Origin of the sequence: Nostoc sp., from assembly GCF_036917975.1 — a bacterium.
In the GTDB taxonomy this organism is placed as follows: domain Bacteria; phylum Cyanobacteriota; class Cyanobacteriia; order Cyanobacteriales; family Nostocaceae; genus Nostoc.
The window spans coordinates 1-15,715 of sequence record NZ_JBALEJ010000004.1 but is presented as its reverse complement, the minus strand read 5'-3'; the positions used below and the strand labels follow the sequence as shown (position 1 = coordinate 15,715).

The following is a 15,715-nucleotide window of genomic DNA, read 5'->3' as shown; positions in this document are numbered from 1 at the left end:
CAGAGTCGGAGAATCCAATCGCCCAAATGCTTACAGGGCTTTAATTTCCACGTTTTGTCTATCAATTTTAGTTTCTATTAGAAAATAAAGCCTCAAACCTTGATGAAATCAAAGTCTCAGAGTTTGGCTGAGATTATTGTTTTCCGAGAGTGACAAAACAGGGATAATCAGCGATCGCTCTAGGGAACAAGAGATACAGCAGATTTCAAGTTGGTGAGTTTTGGAAGTGTGTTGCTCGTTTTTCTTGATTGCGGCATTGTGAGAAACAGATTCTTCAGGCAAGTCTTGGAGGGAAGTGGTAATCATTCGGGTCTTAAATCATTAGATAATTCCACAATCCCCCTAGACCCATCAATCCTGACTCGTTGACCATCTTGCAGAAGCCATGTAGCACCGTGAACATCCATCACTGCGGGAATTCCGTACTCACGAGCAACGATCGCACCATGAGAAAGTCTTCCACCAGCTTCGGCAATTAATCCGCCAGCCCTTAATAAAAATGGTGCCCAGCCGGAATCTGTGTAAGGTACTACCAGAATTGTATCCCGATTAATCTCTGGCACGTCTTGTAAATTTCGCAACACCTTCACTCTGCCTTCAGCTTGCCCATGACTGGCTCCAATACCTTGTAAAATTTGGTCAGAGTAAACCTCAGAGGGGGCTAAGGGGTGAGGAGGTGTATTGCCGTAGACTAAAAGAGGTACTTGAATAATCTCACTATCTTGCAGAAATTGCGATCGCCTAAATTCCACTAACTCATTTAAGTTGGAATCTTCACCTACAACTAAACGCCGCACTTCATCAAACTCTAGAAAAAAGATATCGCCTGTTTTTTTCAGTAAACCAGACTCTAACCAGATTTTCTCTAAAGCCAGAAAACTCCAACGCAATTCAGCTAAAAGCCGCGAATAAACTTCGGTGACTCGTCCTTTAATATCTACACGCTTTTGGACAAAGCCACGTTTGCGCTTACTGGCAAAGATACTATTAATCGCATCTTTAGCGCCTGCTTGTGGTTCGTTCCCCTGCATTAACTGCACAAACATCTGCTGAATCATCTGGGGATTCTCCCGCCAAGTGGGAACGGAGATATCGGTTCCTACTTCACTTAGGTAGCCGTAATCCTGAAGCAATTCGTTAAATTCTTGGAGGATTTTTTCACCCTCTGGGGTTTGCTTTAATTGCTCAAATACCTGCTGTGGTTCAAACTCAGCCAATATCTGCTTGGCATCGGTTGCGATCGCACTGAGCGATCGTAATGCTGCAATCTCTGGTGTGACGCTATGATCAATTTGCCTATCCTTCACCCGGAAAATCGCCTGTCTCAGAGCAGCACTCAAGGGAGCTAAAATACTGTAATATGTTCCTCGGTGCAGCAACTCCAGAATAAAGTCAATTCTTGCTAACAACTTGGAAATATCCAAGTTATCGGCGTTTTCTTGTGCTAACTGCGATAACCCAGGAATGAACAGTTTATAATAATCCTCCTTGAAGTCTTTTTCTAAACTTAATTCCCGCTTCAGCAACTTCCCTAGTCCTGGCAAATTTTTCCAAGTTGACTGCAAGGATGGTTTACTTAATTTAGCTCCTCTGGTTAAAAATTCCAGACTTTCCGGTGGCAATCCCATACGGAGAAAAATATCTCCTAAGAGAGAGGCATTAAAATAGGCTCTGGAGTAATGCAGACTTGCTGTTTCGGTGAAATCTAACCCCAAGACGCGATCGCCCAAAACTAAAGTAAAAAATTCTCCCCAAACTCCACAAGTTAAGGGACGATTAATCGACCATGTTAAGGGGTGAATAACTCCGGGAATCACTTCGGCGGCGATTTTGCGTGTCCAGATGGGCAGTAGAGTAGTGATTGGTCGAGATTGCAATACCCAAAGCGTTTGACCATCATAACTCCACTCGATATCTTGAGGAGTCCCATGATAACGTTTTTCTAGTCGGTAGGCTAAGTATGCAACTTGTTTGATTAATGCCTGTGGGACTCGTCCTTGACCCTCTAATTGTACAGAGTAAGAATTTTTTGTTTCAATAACAAAAGCGCGATATTGTTCTGGTGTGACTTTTCCCGAAACGACTTGCGTCGCGCTACCTGGAAGGGCTTCAATGATAATTGCATCACCTTGCTGGGTAATGGGATCGCGGCTGAAAGCAACACCAGAAAATACACTCTGGACTTGTTGTTGAATCAACACAGCCATTGCTGTATCATTTGAGCCGCGATCGCGCCGATATTGGATAGCAGAGGGATGATTGTAGGAAGCTTGAACTTGAGCGATCGCTTGTTGCAATCCCTCTACACTAGTAACATTTAGAACTGTTTGATACTGTCCGGCGGCGGAAGCGCGTTCAGAATCTTCTCCAATCGCAGAGGAACGCACTACTAAGGGAGATAATTCTGATGGCTGGAGAAATGTCAACAGTTCGGGATTATCGATTGGCGCGAGTACCCACCCCTTCGGTACTGGATAGCCCCAGCGCTTGATTTGCGATAACGTCGCCGCCTTTTCTCCGACAATGGCAGCATCCAACTCTTCATCTAAAGAAACCATTGTGCGTTGGCGTAGCCCGTCGTAGACATCGCCGCGTAAAAATTCCAACATTGCCTGCGATTCTGTTTGTGCCTCTTGGGCTGGCAATTTCATATCATCAGGAATTTGGCGATAAATCCAGCCCATTAAACTCGCTAAGGCAACAGCAAGAAGTATTCTGGGAATATCGCTAAAGTGCAGAATTGCCACAAACACAGGGAAAAGCAGCAAAACCCCAAATTTGACTACCTTTCTTGATTGCAGAATTGTAAAACTAATACCTGCAAAGAAAGACACAAACATTGCCACTAGTGGATCGTGTACGACAAATCCCCAGACAACATTTGTCGTACCTGCCCCTCTACCGATCCAGTATCTACCAATTACTAGAGCAATCAGGGCAACCAATTCCCAAGACGATCCATCAGGAAAGAAAGCGCGGGTGAGTAAAACTGCCGCAACTCCTTTAAAAGCTTCTGACAAGACTGCCAAAATGCCGACAAATTTACCACCATGATAGAATGCAGCCGATACACTGATATTTCTTGTACCAACTTGTGATAATCGCTTCCGCTTGAGGGCGTAAGTAATCCATTCAATCAGGGGTAATCCGCCCAAGAGGGGGCAGATAATTACAATAGCTAAGACACCCCAAGATTCAAACATTCTGGATTTTGGATTTTAGATTTAAATTTTCCATCTAAAACCTCAAATCTAAAATCTAAAGTTTTTCTGAAATTTTTGATGGTTATTAGGGGGCTTTTTATAGAAAGAATTCAGGAGTCAGGAGTCAGAATTCAGAATGATTGCTAGGGCATGAACACAGGAGTTAAAAAACAATCCAAATTGTAGATTTAGAAGTCTACAATCAGCTAGTGGTTTGAATCCCCCAAGGAAAAGCATTCTGGATTCTGGATTCTGGATTCTGTATTCTTCTTCAATTACTAGTTGCTAAATGGACACTTGGCTAAGACGGAAACCGTTTTTACCAGTGTCCTTCTAGACTACTAATGGTTTTAGTTTAGCGCATAGGCCGCTTGCAGCGCCCAGATGATCAAAGCAGCGATCGATCCCAGAAGCAACACGGTAGAGATAGTGACTACTTTTGGGGAATCTGCACCCTCAAATTTCATAATTCCTCGATTTAAGTCGGACATAGCTTTGTAATCCTCTCTTTTTGGAGCATGAAACATTTGTCCGTTTTGATTGTAGTCCTTCTCTTTGCTGATGATGTTAAATTCATTCTAAGAATTTAGGAATGGGGGCTGGGGATTGGGGACTGGGGGCTGGGGACTGGGGGACAGGGGACTTGGGAATCGGGACTGGGGACTGGGGACGGGAACATCCCAATTTTGTAAATTTACCAAAATCGTTACTTGTCATTGCGTACTCCTTCGGAGAACCCGTAGGGTATGAAGCGGAGCGGAATAAAGCAATCGCAAACTACAGATGTTGCGATTGCTTTGCTTCACTGCGTTCCGCTCGCAATGACAAATTATGTTTTTACACATTTGGGATGCTTCCTTGGGGACTGGGTACTGGGGGAGACAAGGGGACAAGGAAAATAACCATACCCAATCACCAATCACCAGTACCCAGTCCCCAGTCCCCAATCCCCAATCCCCCAGTATCATTGAGAAGCAACTTGGTATAAGAGGGTGTGGGTAGGTGAAAATAGCACTGATCGTAATTTCGGCGGTGGTTGTGGGGTTGTTTGTGGTAGTTGAGATCGGACTGCGATCGCTCTTCGGTTTTGGTAATCCCCTAATTTATATTGGTGATGAGCAGATTGGTTATTTGTTGGCTCCTAACCAACGTACCCGCCGTTTTGGTAATCGCATTGAAATTAATGAATATTCTATGCGAGGTAGTCCGATCGAAAAGATACCTGCACCTTCTGGGTTGCGAATTCTACTTTTAGGTGATTCTATCGCTAATGGTGGCTGGTGGACAGATCAGACGAATACAATATCTAGTTTGATAATGTGTTCTCTAGTATCATTCACTAATAATAGTAATTACCACAAAGTAGAAGTGTTAAATGCTTCAGCTAACTCTTGGGGGCCAAGGAACGAATTAGCTTATTTAGAGAAGTTTGGCAATTTCAACGCGCAAGCAGTGGTGTTATTAATTAATACCGATGATTTGTTTGCTACTCCTCCTACTTCTTTGCCGGTAGGACGCGATCGCAACTATCCAGATCGGAAACCGCCTCTGGCATTAGCGGAAGTGTGGCAGCGTTATATCCTTAAACAAAAGCCAATTCCTGAACTACAAGCCGTGCAAAATGAACCAGGCGATCGCGTGGGAATTAATTTGGAGGCGATCGCTAAAATTCAAGCCTTGACTCGCCACAGCAACAGCCAATTTCTGTTAGTCATGACTCCCTTACTACGAGAAATTGGTGAACCTGGCCCCCGCGATTATGAAATTAAAGCACGTCAGCGCTTGAGCGATTTTACCAAAGCACAGCAAATTAACTATATAGACTTTTTGCCGAGCTTCAATTCAACTACCAACCCGCAAGGTTTGTTTCACGATCATATTCACCTCAACTTGCAGGGCAATAAATTTGTCAGTGAAGTTATAGAGCGATCGCTTTTGAAAATCCTAAATATCTCCAAAAATTAAAAAAGCTTCTGCCGCAAGCTAGAACTGCCCTCAGCTAAAAATCACGAGCGATCGCCTGAGAATAACTGATAAAGTTGAGCTACGCAAAGTTGAAAACAGTGTTATATGCCTGGGTTTCTATTAGAAGTTGGTACAGAAGAACTACCTGCAAGTTTTCTCAGTGATGCTTTAGTGCAATGGCAGGAACGCATTCCCCAAAGCCTGGAAGCAAACAGCCTCAAGGGCGCAAGTGTCCAGGTGTACGGTACTCCCCGGCGGCTGGCGGTATTGATTACAGGGCTACCATCGCAGCAACCAGACCGAGAAGAAGAAATTAAAGGGCCCCCCGCCCAAGCTGCCTTTAAAGATGGTCAGCCGACAGCAGCAGCAGCAGGCTTTGCCAAAAAGCAAGGTGTGGAACTGGATGCACTATCTGTTCGCCCCACTGATAAAGGGGAATTTGTCTTTATTCTCAAAAAAATTACCGGTCGTCCGGTGGCGGAAATTTTGACAGAACTTGTTCCCCAGTGGATTTGGGGTTTAGAGGGTAAGCGGTTGATGCGTTGGGGTAATGGGGATGCGAGGTTTTCCCGACCAATTCGTTGGCTGGTAGCTTTGTTAGATGAGACAGTGCTGCCTCTAGAATTAGTGAATGGTTCTAAAACGGTTCAGAGCGATCGCATTTCTCAAGGTCATCGGGTCTTACATCCTGAACCTGTGACAATTGCCCAGGCTACTGATTATCTTACCGCCCTCAAGTCTGCTTATGTCAACGTTGACCCAGAAGAACGGGCAAATCTGATCAAAGAGCAAGTAAATGCAGTAGCAGAAAATTTAGGCGGGTATACAGTAATTTACCCCGATTTGTTAGCAGAAGTAACTAACCTTGTAGAATATCCTTCCGCAGTTGTCGGGAAATTTGAACCAGAATTTTTAGAATTACCAACTGAGGTAATTACTGAAGTTATGGTTACTCATCAACGTTATTTTCCTGTATTCAAACCAGGGAGTTTTGAGCAAGAATTATTGCCCAACTTCATCACCATTTCTAACGGCGATCCGAAAAAATCAGATATTGTTGCCGTCGGTAATGAAAGGGTAATTCGTGCCAGATTAGCTGATGGCAGATTTTTCTACGAAGCTGATTTAACTAAACCAATAGAAAGCTTTTTACCCCAGTTGGAAAAAGTCACTTTCCAAGAAGAATTGGGTTCGGTGCGTGCCAAGGTAGATAGAATAGTTCAAATTGCCGAGCAAATTAGCAGCCAATTAGAATTAGCGGAAGATCAAAGCCAAAGAATCCAACGTGCTGCTTTATTGTGCAAAGCAGATTTGGTGACTCAAATGGTGTATGAATTCCCGGAATTACAAGGTATTATGGGGGAAAAATATGCCTTAGCTAGTGGTGAAGATGCCGAAGTAGCAAAAGCAATTTATCAACATTATTTGCCAAAGGGAGCCGGTGATATTTTACCAGGAACACTCACAGGTAAAATTGTCGGTTTGGCAGATAGATTAGATACTTTAGTGAGTATCTTTGGTTTAGGTTTAATTCCCTCCGGTTCTTCTGATCCCTTCGCTTTGCGCCGTGCGGCTAATGCTGTAGTTAAAATTGTTTGGTTTGATAATTTGCCGATAAATTTAGATGATTTATTGAAGCAGATAGCAACAGATTTTGCAGCCAAATATCACAAAGAACAGACATCATTAACCACAGCATTACAAGAGTTTTTCTTGCAACGCATCCGCACTTTACTACAAGAAGAAAAGCAGATTGATTACGACTTAGTAAATGCAGTTTTGGGAGAAAATGACCCAGAATACACAGAACGGACGTTAAAGGATTTATTGGATGTACGCGATCGCGCCTTATACTTACAACAAATCCGCAACGACAGTACCTTAGATAACATCTACGAAACCGTTAACCGTTCTACACGATTAGCCGCCCAAGGTGATTTGGATACAAAACAGCTAGAACCAACAACCGTAGTTCGTCAAGAATTATTCCAAAAATCCTCTGAGAGTGCTTTGTATAATGCGCTAATCGAATCAGTACCACAAACTCAAGCAGCACAGCAGACCCGAAATTATCAACTATTAGTAGCAGCACTCACAAAAATTGCTCCAGCAGTTAGTAACTTCTTTGATGGCCCAGATAGCGTTTTAGTTATGGACTCCGATCCCGAAATTAAGCGTAATCGCTTACATCTGCTGGGATTAGTTCGCAATCATGCCCGTGTTTTAGCTGACTTTGGTGCGATCGTTAAAAATCTGTAGCGTAGGTTAACAAAAACTGGTGTAATTTTTGCCAATAAACGCTAGTATAGGGAGTGCTTAACCAGGGACACTCTGCTGCAATCTATGCCTAGAGCTACTGTTATTGGATTGGGAAAGTCCGGTGTTGCTGCGGCGAGATTGTTGAAACGGGAAGGTTGGGAGGTAGCGCTGAGTGATGGCAACACCTCCGAAACCCTCCTAAAACAACAACAACAACTCGCTGCCGAGCAAATAACCGTAAAACTCGGCCAATCTCTAGAATTAAATGGTGCTAATTTACCCCAATTAATAGTTGTTAGTCCTGGCGTGCCTTGGGATATTCCCGTGTTAATTGAGGCGCGCCAATTAGGTATTGAAACCATTGGCGAAATGGAACTCGCTTGGCGAAATTTACAATCGCTACCTTGGGTAGGAATTACCGGCACTAATGGCAAAACTACTACCACAGCTTTAATTGCTGCCATTTTCCAAGCAGCAGAATTAAATGCACCAGCTTGCGGGAATATTGGCTACGCCGCTTGTGAAGTTGCCCTATCCCAGGGGGGCAGAGGGGCAGAGAGGCAGAGGGGCAGAGGCGAAGAAACTGCAATCCAAAATCCAAAATCTAAAATCCAAAATTGTATTGATTGGGTAATTGCGGAAGTTAGCAGCTATCAAATAGAGTCTTCGAGTTCTCTTGCTCCCCGGATCGGTGTTTGGACGACTTTCACACCGGATCACCTCAGTCGCCATAAGACTTTAGAGAACTATTACAACATCAAAGCCAAGTTATTACGTCAGTCGGAGTTGCAAGTATTCAATGGCGATGATGCCTACTTAAGCCAGTTAGGTTTAAGTGCTTGGCCTGATGCTTATTGGACAAGTGTCAGAGGCAAAGATTTTCTGATTAGCGAAAAAGGTTTTTACATTGAAGATGGCTGGGTTGTGGAAAAATTAACTGCAACCTCTGCACCAGAAGCAATTGTGAAAGTATCTACTTTGCGAATGGTGGGAGAACATAACCAGCAAAATCTGTTGATGGCAGTAGCAACAGCAAGATTAGCAGGAATTAATCGTGATGCGATCGCACTTGCAATTCGAGAATTTCCTGGTGTTGCCCATCGTTTGGAGCATATCTGCACATGGGAAGGTATTGATTTCATTAACGACAGCAAAGCTACTAACTACGATGCTGCTGAAGTTGGTTTAGCATCCGTTAACAGTCCAGCGATTTTAATTGCTGGTGGAGAAGCCAAAGCAGGAGATGATACTGGCTGGTTAGCACAAATTCAAACCAAAACTGCTGCTGTGTTATTGATTGGTTCTGCTGCACCCGCATTTGCTAAACGTCTGCAAGAGGTAGGATATCATAACTACCATATTGTGGAAACAATGGAAAGGGCAGTTCCCAAGTCAGCAGAATTAGCCAAGCAGTATGAAGCGCCTGTGGTGTTGCTATCTCCGGCTTGCGCGAGTTTCGATCAGTACCCAAATTTTGAGGTGCGGGGCGATCGCTTCCGTCATCTATGCCTTGCTTGGGCGGGAGGCTGGAAACCTGCCAAAGTAGAATTTCCCGAACTTGAAAACTCTAGTCAAGAGTCCATAGTTCAAAGTCGATAAAGTTCGTAGTAAGGACTTTAGTCCTTGTTTTCTAAGCACTAAAGTCCTTACTACAAACTCTCAAAATTAACTTGACCGAATTTTAGATTTTAAATTTTGGATAATGGAATTGAAGATTCAAAATTCAAAATTTAAAAAGGTCTCAGAGCAAGCGAATTTAAACGCGAGAATAAATCTAAAATCCAAAATCTAAAATTAAATTACAAGCCCCTGACTTCAGGCATGGGGTAAATCTAAAATCTAAAATCCAAAATTGTGTGACAAAACACTAAAAGGATATTTAAACCTCGTCTACTTTGAGAACCGTAGTTTTGTAGGTTGGGTGCAGCGATCGCGTAACCCAACATAAAATTTGGTGGTAATGTTGGGTTGCGTTTCACTCCACCCAACCTACATAAATATATCTTTTAAAAAACTCTAGGTTTCAACATAGATGAGGTTTAGTACTAATTTAGTAATTTTAAATTATTATATTTTGCTGTAGTTTGCAACTTCAACCTCATGAGCGATGCTTGTAGGTTTAGGAATAGGTAAACCATCTTCTAGCATTCCTTCTATATGAAATTCAATAGCTTCTGCAATCATCTGCTTGACTTCTTCTAAAGTTTCGCCCACAGCAACACAACCTGGTAAATCAGGGACATAAGCAGAGTAATTACCTTCAGCCTTTTCAATCACCACTACATACTGCATTGCGGTTCTCCTTATAACTGTGCTTACCTCCAAATACTACTGAGAGTACCAGGGGCTAAATCGTCAGACAATTTATCTGGAACTGTAACCACACCGAGTTTATCAGGATGTTTGAACTGTCGATGAATACCTTTAGTTCTATCAAGATACCAACCATCAGCTTCCAGTAAGTAGATAAACAAAATTAATTACACAATGTCATTGCGAATGCAGCGAAGCGAAATGAAGCAATCGCAAGGGCTGGGATTGCTTCGCTTCGCTCGCAATGACTGTAATTAATTTTGCGTGGTTACTTAGCTTGATTACATCACGTACTTTCATGTTACTACTTATCTGTACAGGTAAAATTTCTGTTACAGATAGAGTGCCTTATTGAGGCAGCAAAGTAAACACAATTATGTCGCAATTCTGTCCGTCATTTTGTCATGGGTTTTAGTATTCCTACCCTACATATAAATCAACCAATGGGGCGATTTCCGGGATTGACTGCGTGAATATATTCACTACCCGATCGCGGTCTTCCTCGTTTATAATAAGCTTCTTCTGGTTTACCCCATCCTAGCTGCAAAATCATTTCCAAAAAGCTAGAATTTTCCCACTTGCACAAACTTGCCCATTCTGTTCTTTGAACAATTCTTTCTACATCAGATGTGACAATTTGTTGATGTTGTTTACTATTATTGAAACTCAAATATAAATCCATCCCAATAGTGACTTCATACCAAAATTCTACGATGGAATTTTTAGCGGCTTTTAATATCTCTAAGTCACCATTGAGAGCAATTAACTCAGTATCTATTTCGGGATAGTGCAAGTTTTTTCCTTTAACTGTCAATTCCCGCCAAATAATACCAGAAACTCCATTTTCTTTCTGATACTCGTGAATTGCAGTTTTGAAATCTTGATAGGCAGTAAACTGTTGCAACCCATCAGTGCTGATAAACTGGTCAATTACCGGATTGCCAGAGATTTTTATTTCTAACTTTAAGCGTTTTCCTTTGAGGCAAGCTTGGCGTTCGGCTGCCAAAATTTGAATTAGTTCTTGGGTGGTGTAAACCTTTGACATCAGAATACACTCTATTTAGTCATTGGTCATTGGTCATTAGTCATTAGTCAGTTGTTACGGACTTATAGACGAATGGCACTAAGAAAAGCCCAAAGGCTTGTGTCACCTCGTTCCCAGCCTCCAGGCTGGGAATGTATTCAAAGGGGCTGCTGCCTCTCGTCAAGCTACTTGAGGCGGAGCCTCCCAGAATGGGTTCCCAGCCTGAAGGCTGGGAACCAGTCAGAGCAAGGGCTGTATCTTTTCTTAGTGCCATTCGACTTATAGACTATAGATTAACTTTCTAATCATTATGCTTTGACATCGGCGGCAATGTAGTAACAGATATCACTAAAAATTAGGGCAGACCAATTTGGTCTACCCCATAAGTTATTTAGCTAACTCACTGCTAAACTCATTAAAGGCTCGCCGTTTTAGCTGTGCTGTTTCAGTGCGTGGTAATAAATCAAAGATTTTGCGAAATTGATCGTCTATCTCTTCAAAAGGTACTTGACCCTTTTTATTCAAAACTACCTCACCTGATTTATTAAATACCAGGACTTGAGGAACACTCCCAGCATAGTAATATCCTGGTTCTGTTGGATCGTAGGTCTCTTTAGGCGGGATAGTATCTACATTAATCGGCATAATCTCTGCTACCCGACCATAGAATTCCTGTACCCGTGAAATGGAAATGGCATATCTTTTGGAATCGCTACTATCATCCAGATAAAAAGCCAAAAATACGGGTTTATGTTCCGCTAAAGTCTGTGCTAGTGACTGTCTGGGAGGAACCAAGGAGCCATTGCCAGCATAAACGACAAAGATGTTGCCGTCATATAAATCATTATTGAGACCAGCAGATGCAGGCTGCATACTTATAATGAAAAGACTTGCAAGCAACAACAGGCATTTGGACAACCACCTTCCCCAGCCAGTAATTTGTTTATGTAAAAAAAGAAACTTTGTGCTATTCATCAAAAGGAACCTTGCAAGCTACTACTTGTCGTGAGTTTGTACTGAATTCGGCAAACTGGGTTGGATATGTAATTACGCCCACGCACTATTTTTTAAGATAACGCCTACTGAGATTATCTCTCGTAAGTGGTTGGTACTGCTATGCGGAAGTCAAAACAAAGGCGAAGTAGTGCAACAATCCAAAATTCAAAATTGGTATGGCTGGCTTTTTCAGCTAGGATTCGCTAAACTCACAAGATTAAATTTGCACTTTTAATTAGCAACTGCCAGAAGACTAGGGTACAGATGTGGGAAACAAAATACAATTCATAGATAGGCTGCGATTGGGTTTCGCGGTGTCAGTGGCAAAGAGTGTGACATTTATTGTGAAATCGCTCCGTCTCGGTGCTGCTAGTGTATTACCAGGCGCGATTGCTCGTCGCATTGAACCCCGCCTTTTACAATTATTGAGTCAGCAAGTTAAAAACGGAGTGATTTTAATTGCTGGTACTAACGGTAAAACTACTACAGCGCTGCTTTTATGCACGATACTAGAACGCAAGGGTTTTCGTGTCACTCATAATTCTACAGGTGCAAATCTGGAAAATGGCTTGATGACGGCGCTATTAGAAAGCACTAACTTACTAGGTACGCTAAATTCTGATTACGCCATTTTGGAAGTTGACGAAAATATTGTACCGAAAGTATTAGCGCCACTCCAGCCGCGAATCATTCTCTGTTTAAACTTGTTCCGCGACCAACTCGATCGGTACGGGGAAGTAGATACAATTAGTAAGCGTTGGACAAAAGTTATTTCTACCCTACCAGCAGAAACGGTGGTAATTCCTAATGCTGATGACCCAACTTTATCTAACCTCGGTCAGCAGCTACCCCAACGGGTGTTATTCTTTGGCTTGAATGAACCAGAACATTATCTAGAAGCAATTCCTCACGCTGTTGATTCTATCTATTGTCCAAAATGCGGACATTCTCTAGATTACAAGGGTGTTTATTTGTCTCATTTGGGAGATTTTACTTGTCCTAAGTGTGGTTTTACAAAAAGTAAACCGACTCTCGAAAGTAGTGAATGGTCGCAAATTCTAGTTGGTTTATACAACAAATATAATACTTTGGCGGCTGCTACTGCGGCTATCGAATTGGGAATTGATGAAGCAACAATTAGAGATACTATTAACAATTTCCAAGCTGCTTTTGGTCGGGCGGAAGATTTAGTAATTAATGGTAAACGAGTGCGGATATTATTATCAAAAAACCCTGTGGGAACGAATGAAACTATTCGCGTAGTTACTCAAAGCACAGATAAAACCACACTGCTAGTATTGAACGATCGCACGCCCGATGGCACTGATGTATCCTGGATTTGGGACGTGGATACCGAGAAATTAGTCGAGCGCGGCGGCACTTTAGTAGTGAGTGGCGATCGCGTCTACGATATGGCACTACGTCTACGTTACAGCCAAAAGTCCACCGAGAGTAACTTAAATTTAATTGTCGAAGAAGATTTACGACAAGCGATCGCTACTGCATTAGAGCATACACCAGAGAATGAAACTCTGCATATTCTACCTACCTACTCAGCCATGCTAGAAGTGCGAGAAGTTCTGACTGGTCGAAAAATTCTTTAAATTTGTCATTTGTCATTGGTCATTTGTCATTGGTCATTTGTCATTTGTCATTTGTCATTGGTCATTGGGCATAGGTTATTCTCCCCCAGTCCCCAATCCCCAGTCCCCAATCCCCAGTCCCCAAATTTATGAGTTCTCAAAATTTAGAATTAACAATAGGTTGGCTTTATCCGACGCTGATGAGTACTTATGGCGATCGCGGTAATGTAATTACTATAGAACGTCGCGCCGAGTGGCGGGGATACGATGTGAAAGTGTTACCCCTCGATCAAAATTCCACAGCCGCAGATATTAAAACTGTAGATGTAATCGTTGGCGGTGGCGCACAAGACCGTCAGCAAGAAATTGTCATGCGTGATTTGCAAGGTGCGAAAGCTGATGCAATGCGCGAAAAAATCGAAAATGGCACACCGGGAGTATTTACTTGTGGTTCACCCCAATTACTGGGACATTATTATGAACCAGGCTTGGGACAACGAATTGATGGTTTGGGAATACTCGATTTAGTTTCCGTCCATCCTGGTGAAAATACTAAGCGCTGTATTGGCAACTTGGTAATTGAAGTGACAGCTTCACGCCTAGCGCGAGATTTAAAAGAGATGACGGGTAGCACACCATATTTGGTAGGCTTTGAAAATCACGGCGGACGCACCAAGTTGGGAAAAGTCGAAGCTTTGGGGCGAGTGGTGTACGGTTTGGGAAATAATGGTGAAGATGGGACAGAAGGAGCGTTTTATCAGAATGCGATCGCTACTTATTCTCATGGCCCTTTATTACCGAAAAATCCCTTTGTCGCCGATTGGTTAATTCAAACAGCACTGCGACTGAAGTATGACGAAGCGATCGCATTACAACCTTTAGATGATAATCTTGCTGTACAAGCACGAGAAGCAATGTTTAAGCGGTTGAAAGTGAGTTTACCAAGTGCTGCTGCGAAAGTTTAACGCATCTAACCTAACTACCTTGTCTACCTTGTCCCCCTCCTCCTATTGGATGCAAAAATTGAGTAATTTAATTTTTGGATGTCCCTTATCAAGGAGAGGGAAGCTAGAGACAGGATGAAATTTTGCATCTTTCTTATTTAATCCACGTTCCTTAGTGCAGTTTTGCGTAAAAGCGTAGCGTTTTTAATGCAACCCAACGCATTAACAGGTTCTTGGCAACTTTTGGTGATCTTGGTTGGGGGAAGGCAGAGGGCAGAGGGCAGAAGGCAGAAGAAAGAAGAAAGAAAGGAATAAGTAGTAAGTTCAAGCTTTAAGTTTGTTTAAACTTGCAACTAATATACTTTGCATTTCCTCAACTTCATTCAATAGAGGAGTGAAAAGGTTTTTGTCAGCTAAATCTACAACTTTTGCAATGATTAATTGGGTATCAAGTTCTCTCAAAGAGCCTAATGCAATATTTCAGAAGGCAGAAGTACGAAGGCAGGAGGCTCAGTTGGAACCCACGTTTAAAAACGTGGGATTGATCTTGGACGCTTTGTATCTCGTGGCACTTTCCGCTCGATACAATTCTTTTTTTTAACTGGGCAATAACCCTGCAACTAAAGTTTTTATTAATACTTCTTTCATAAAAGCCTTCTGCCTTCTGCCCTCTGCCTTTCTTGTAAAAACTGTATGTATTCTGGTTTTGAGCGCCTTCCATAGCCTTCCCTAACGGGACGCTACGCGAACTGCTATATTAGATGCTACAGATACAGAAGAACGTCGAATTTGGCTGGTTAAACCATATAATTCGGACTGAGGAAATAGGCGTGTAAACTTATAACAATTAATGGACAGTTGAACTGCCCTTTGCCAGATAAACTGATTTCTATAACTCATAACTAAGTTTGAAGTCAGAATTCAAAAGTCAAGAGAAAGTTTGAAGTACAAGAATTATACCGAAGAAAGGCAGAGGGCAGAGGGCAGGAGGCAGAAGGAAGAAAATATATTTTGCTCTCTACCACAGTGTTTAAAGCATCTGAATTTATGAAAAGAAGATAAGAAAATTTATTAAAGAACACATAACATGAGAAAAATTGTATGCTTGTTGAACTCCCTAAATTTATTTATCAGTATTTCCTTCTGCCCTCTGCCCTCTGCCTTCTGCCTTACCCCAACCAAGATCACCAAAAGTTGCCAAGAACCAAGAATCTTGAAGCAATTCATGAGAGTTGCCACGATTACAAACACATGAGCAAAAGCGCAAGCTAAGAACATCGGGAGCCGTGTGCAGTGAAAGCTGCACGCACGGATCTAACTGAGAGGTGCGGGAGATAAGCGCGACTTGAAAGGTCGTTTAGGACGGAGAGCCGACTCTCCTAGAGAATTCACACTCTCTACCCTCATGTAAAAAGACTCTCAAAAAGA

Annotated in this window: 15 protein-coding genes and 2 pseudogenes; 5 read left to right on the top strand and 12 right to left on the bottom strand. The window is 42.4% G+C overall.

Features of this window, described 5'->3' with window-relative positions:
• Positions 1-108 precede the first annotated feature (108 nt).
• The 3 genes from V7K76_RS00855 to V7K76_RS00845 all read right to left on the bottom strand — a co-directional run bounded on the left by V7K76_RS00855 (position 109) and on the right by V7K76_RS00845 (position 3,694).
• Positions 109-306: a hypothetical protein gene (locus tag V7K76_RS00855; RefSeq protein WP_334952279.1), complete on the bottom strand. Its 198-nt coding sequence runs from the start codon at positions 304-306 to the stop codon at positions 109-111.
• Positions 303-3,203 (bottom strand): glycerol-3-phosphate acyltransferase, encoded by a 2,901-nt coding sequence (locus V7K76_RS00850; RefSeq protein WP_334952281.1) that lies wholly within the window; start codon positions 3,201-3,203, stop codon positions 303-305. Before V7K76_RS00850 ends, V7K76_RS00855 begins: the two co-directional genes overlap by 4 nt.
• A gap of 350 nt (positions 3,204-3,553) precedes the next feature.
• Complete coding sequence (locus V7K76_RS00845) at positions 3,554-3,694, bottom strand: hypothetical protein (RefSeq protein ID WP_041565237.1); 141 nt, start codon at positions 3,692-3,694, stop codon at positions 3,554-3,556.
• A 511-nt stretch (positions 3,695-4,205) separates the two neighbouring features.
• On the opposite strand from V7K76_RS00845, the gene V7K76_RS00840 reads away from it, so the two are divergent.
• The 3 genes from V7K76_RS00840 to murD all read left to right on the top strand — a co-directional run bounded on the left by V7K76_RS00840 (position 4,206) and on the right by murD (position 9,026).
• On the top strand, positions 4,206-5,168 hold the full coding sequence (locus V7K76_RS00840) for an SGNH/GDSL hydrolase family protein (RefSeq protein WP_334952283.1): 963 nt from the start codon (positions 4,206-4,208) through the stop codon (positions 5,166-5,168).
• A gap of 105 nt (positions 5,169-5,273) precedes the next feature.
• Positions 5,274-7,427: a glycine--tRNA ligase subunit beta gene (gene glyS / locus V7K76_RS00835; RefSeq protein WP_334779503.1), complete on the top strand. Its 2,154-nt coding sequence runs from the start codon at positions 5,274-5,276 to the stop codon at positions 7,425-7,427.
• A gap of 84 nt (positions 7,428-7,511) precedes the next feature.
• Complete coding sequence (gene murD / locus V7K76_RS00830) at positions 7,512-9,026, top strand: UDP-N-acetylmuramoyl-L-alanine--D-glutamate ligase (RefSeq protein ID WP_334779504.1); 1,515 nt, start codon at positions 7,512-7,514, stop codon at positions 9,024-9,026.
• Positions 9,027-9,259: 233 nt separating this feature from the next.
• Here the strand turns inward: murD and V7K76_RS00825 are convergent, their stop codons facing one another.
• The 6 genes from V7K76_RS00825 to V7K76_RS00800 all read right to left on the bottom strand — a co-directional run bounded on the left by V7K76_RS00825 (position 9,260) and on the right by V7K76_RS00800 (position 11,739).
• Positions 9,260-9,406, bottom strand: coding sequence for a hypothetical protein (locus tag V7K76_RS00825; RefSeq protein WP_334779506.1), 147 nt, complete (start codon positions 9,404-9,406; stop codon positions 9,260-9,262).
• Positions 9,407-9,494: 88 nt separating this feature from the next.
• Positions 9,495-9,719 carry a type II toxin-antitoxin system HicB family antitoxin gene (locus V7K76_RS00820; protein WP_289796608.1) on the bottom strand — a complete coding sequence of 75 codons (225 nt, stop codon included), beginning with the start codon at positions 9,717-9,719 and terminating at the stop codon, positions 9,495-9,497.
• A 23-nt stretch (positions 9,720-9,742) separates the two neighbouring features.
• Positions 9,743-9,901 carry a type II toxin-antitoxin system HicA family toxin gene (locus tag V7K76_RS00815; RefSeq protein ID WP_334952287.1) on the bottom strand — a complete coding sequence of 53 codons (159 nt, stop codon included), beginning with the start codon at positions 9,899-9,901 and terminating at the stop codon, positions 9,743-9,745.
• Positions 9,902-10,176: 275 nt separating this feature from the next.
• Positions 10,177-10,785, bottom strand: coding sequence for a hypothetical protein (locus V7K76_RS00810; RefSeq protein ID WP_334952289.1), 609 nt, complete (start codon positions 10,783-10,785; stop codon positions 10,177-10,179).
• A 43-nt stretch (positions 10,786-10,828) separates the two neighbouring features.
• Entirely contained in the window at positions 10,829-11,038 is a 210-nt protein-coding gene (locus V7K76_RS00805; RefSeq protein WP_334952291.1) for a hypothetical protein, read from the bottom strand.
• A gap of 113 nt (positions 11,039-11,151) precedes the next feature.
• Positions 11,152-11,739, bottom strand: a complete 588-nt coding sequence (locus V7K76_RS00800) for a thylakoid membrane photosystem I accumulation factor (protein WP_334779511.1) — start codon at positions 11,737-11,739, stop codon at positions 11,152-11,154.
• Positions 11,740-12,026: 287 nt separating this feature from the next.
• Between V7K76_RS00800 and V7K76_RS00795 the strand changes: the two genes are divergently transcribed.
• Positions 12,027-13,364: a Mur ligase family protein gene (locus tag V7K76_RS00795; RefSeq protein ID WP_334779513.1), complete on the top strand. Its 1,338-nt coding sequence runs from the start codon at positions 12,027-12,029 to the stop codon at positions 13,362-13,364.
• Between the two features lie 128 nt (positions 13,365-13,492).
• Positions 13,493-14,308, top strand: coding sequence for a type 1 glutamine amidotransferase (locus V7K76_RS00790; protein ID WP_334779515.1), 816 nt, complete (start codon positions 13,493-13,495; stop codon positions 14,306-14,308).
• Positions 14,309-14,611: 303 nt separating this feature from the next.
• Here V7K76_RS00790 and V7K76_RS00785 read toward each other — a convergent pair.
• From V7K76_RS00785 to V7K76_RS00775, 3 genes and pseudogenes are all read right to left on the bottom strand, one after another.
• Positions 14,612-14,767, bottom strand: a pseudogene (locus V7K76_RS00785) (four helix bundle protein); the annotation flags it as partial.
• Positions 14,768-14,970: 203 nt separating this feature from the next.
• Positions 14,971-15,187: pseudogene (locus V7K76_RS00780) on the bottom strand (four helix bundle protein); the annotation flags it as partial.
• 223 nt (positions 15,188-15,410) lie between these two features.
• Entirely contained in the window at positions 15,411-15,593 is a 183-nt protein-coding gene (locus V7K76_RS00775; protein WP_334779516.1) for a hypothetical protein, read from the bottom strand.
• Positions 15,594-15,715 lie beyond the last annotated feature (122 nt).

Excerpts from the sequence above, each read along its gene's own strand:
- V7K76_RS00845 (WP_041565237.1), bottom strand. The coding sequence starts at position 3,694 with ATGTCCGACTTAAATCGAGGAATTATGAAATTTGAGGGTGCAGATTCC.
- V7K76_RS00805 (WP_334952291.1), bottom strand. The coding sequence starts at position 11,038 with ATGGCACTAAGAAAAGATACAGCCCTTGCTCTGACTGGTTCCCAGCCT.
- V7K76_RS00810 (WP_334952289.1), bottom strand. The coding sequence starts at position 10,785 with ATGTCAAAGGTTTACACCACCCAAGAACTAATTCAAATTTTGGCAGCC.
- murD (WP_334779504.1), top strand. The coding sequence starts at position 7,512 with ATGCCTAGAGCTACTGTTATTGGATTGGGAAAGTCCGGTGTTGCTGCG.
- V7K76_RS00820 (WP_289796608.1), bottom strand. The coding sequence starts at position 9,719 with ATGCAGTATGTAGTGGTGATTGAAAAGGCTGAAGGTAATTACTCTGCT.
- V7K76_RS00855 (WP_334952279.1), bottom strand. The coding sequence starts at position 306 with ATGATTACCACTTCCCTCCAAGACTTGCCTGAAGAATCTGTTTCTCAC.
- glyS (WP_334779503.1), top strand. The coding sequence starts at position 5,274 with ATGCCTGGGTTTCTATTAGAAGTTGGTACAGAAGAACTACCTGCAAGT.
- V7K76_RS00790 (WP_334779515.1), top strand. The coding sequence starts at position 13,493 with ATGAGTTCTCAAAATTTAGAATTAACAATAGGTTGGCTTTATCCGACG.
- V7K76_RS00850 (WP_334952281.1), bottom strand. The coding sequence starts at position 3,203 with ATGTTTGAATCTTGGGGTGTCTTAGCTATTGTAATTATCTGCCCCCTC.
- V7K76_RS00800 (WP_334779511.1), bottom strand. The coding sequence starts at position 11,739 with ATGAATAGCACAAAGTTTCTTTTTTTACATAAACAAATTACTGGCTGG.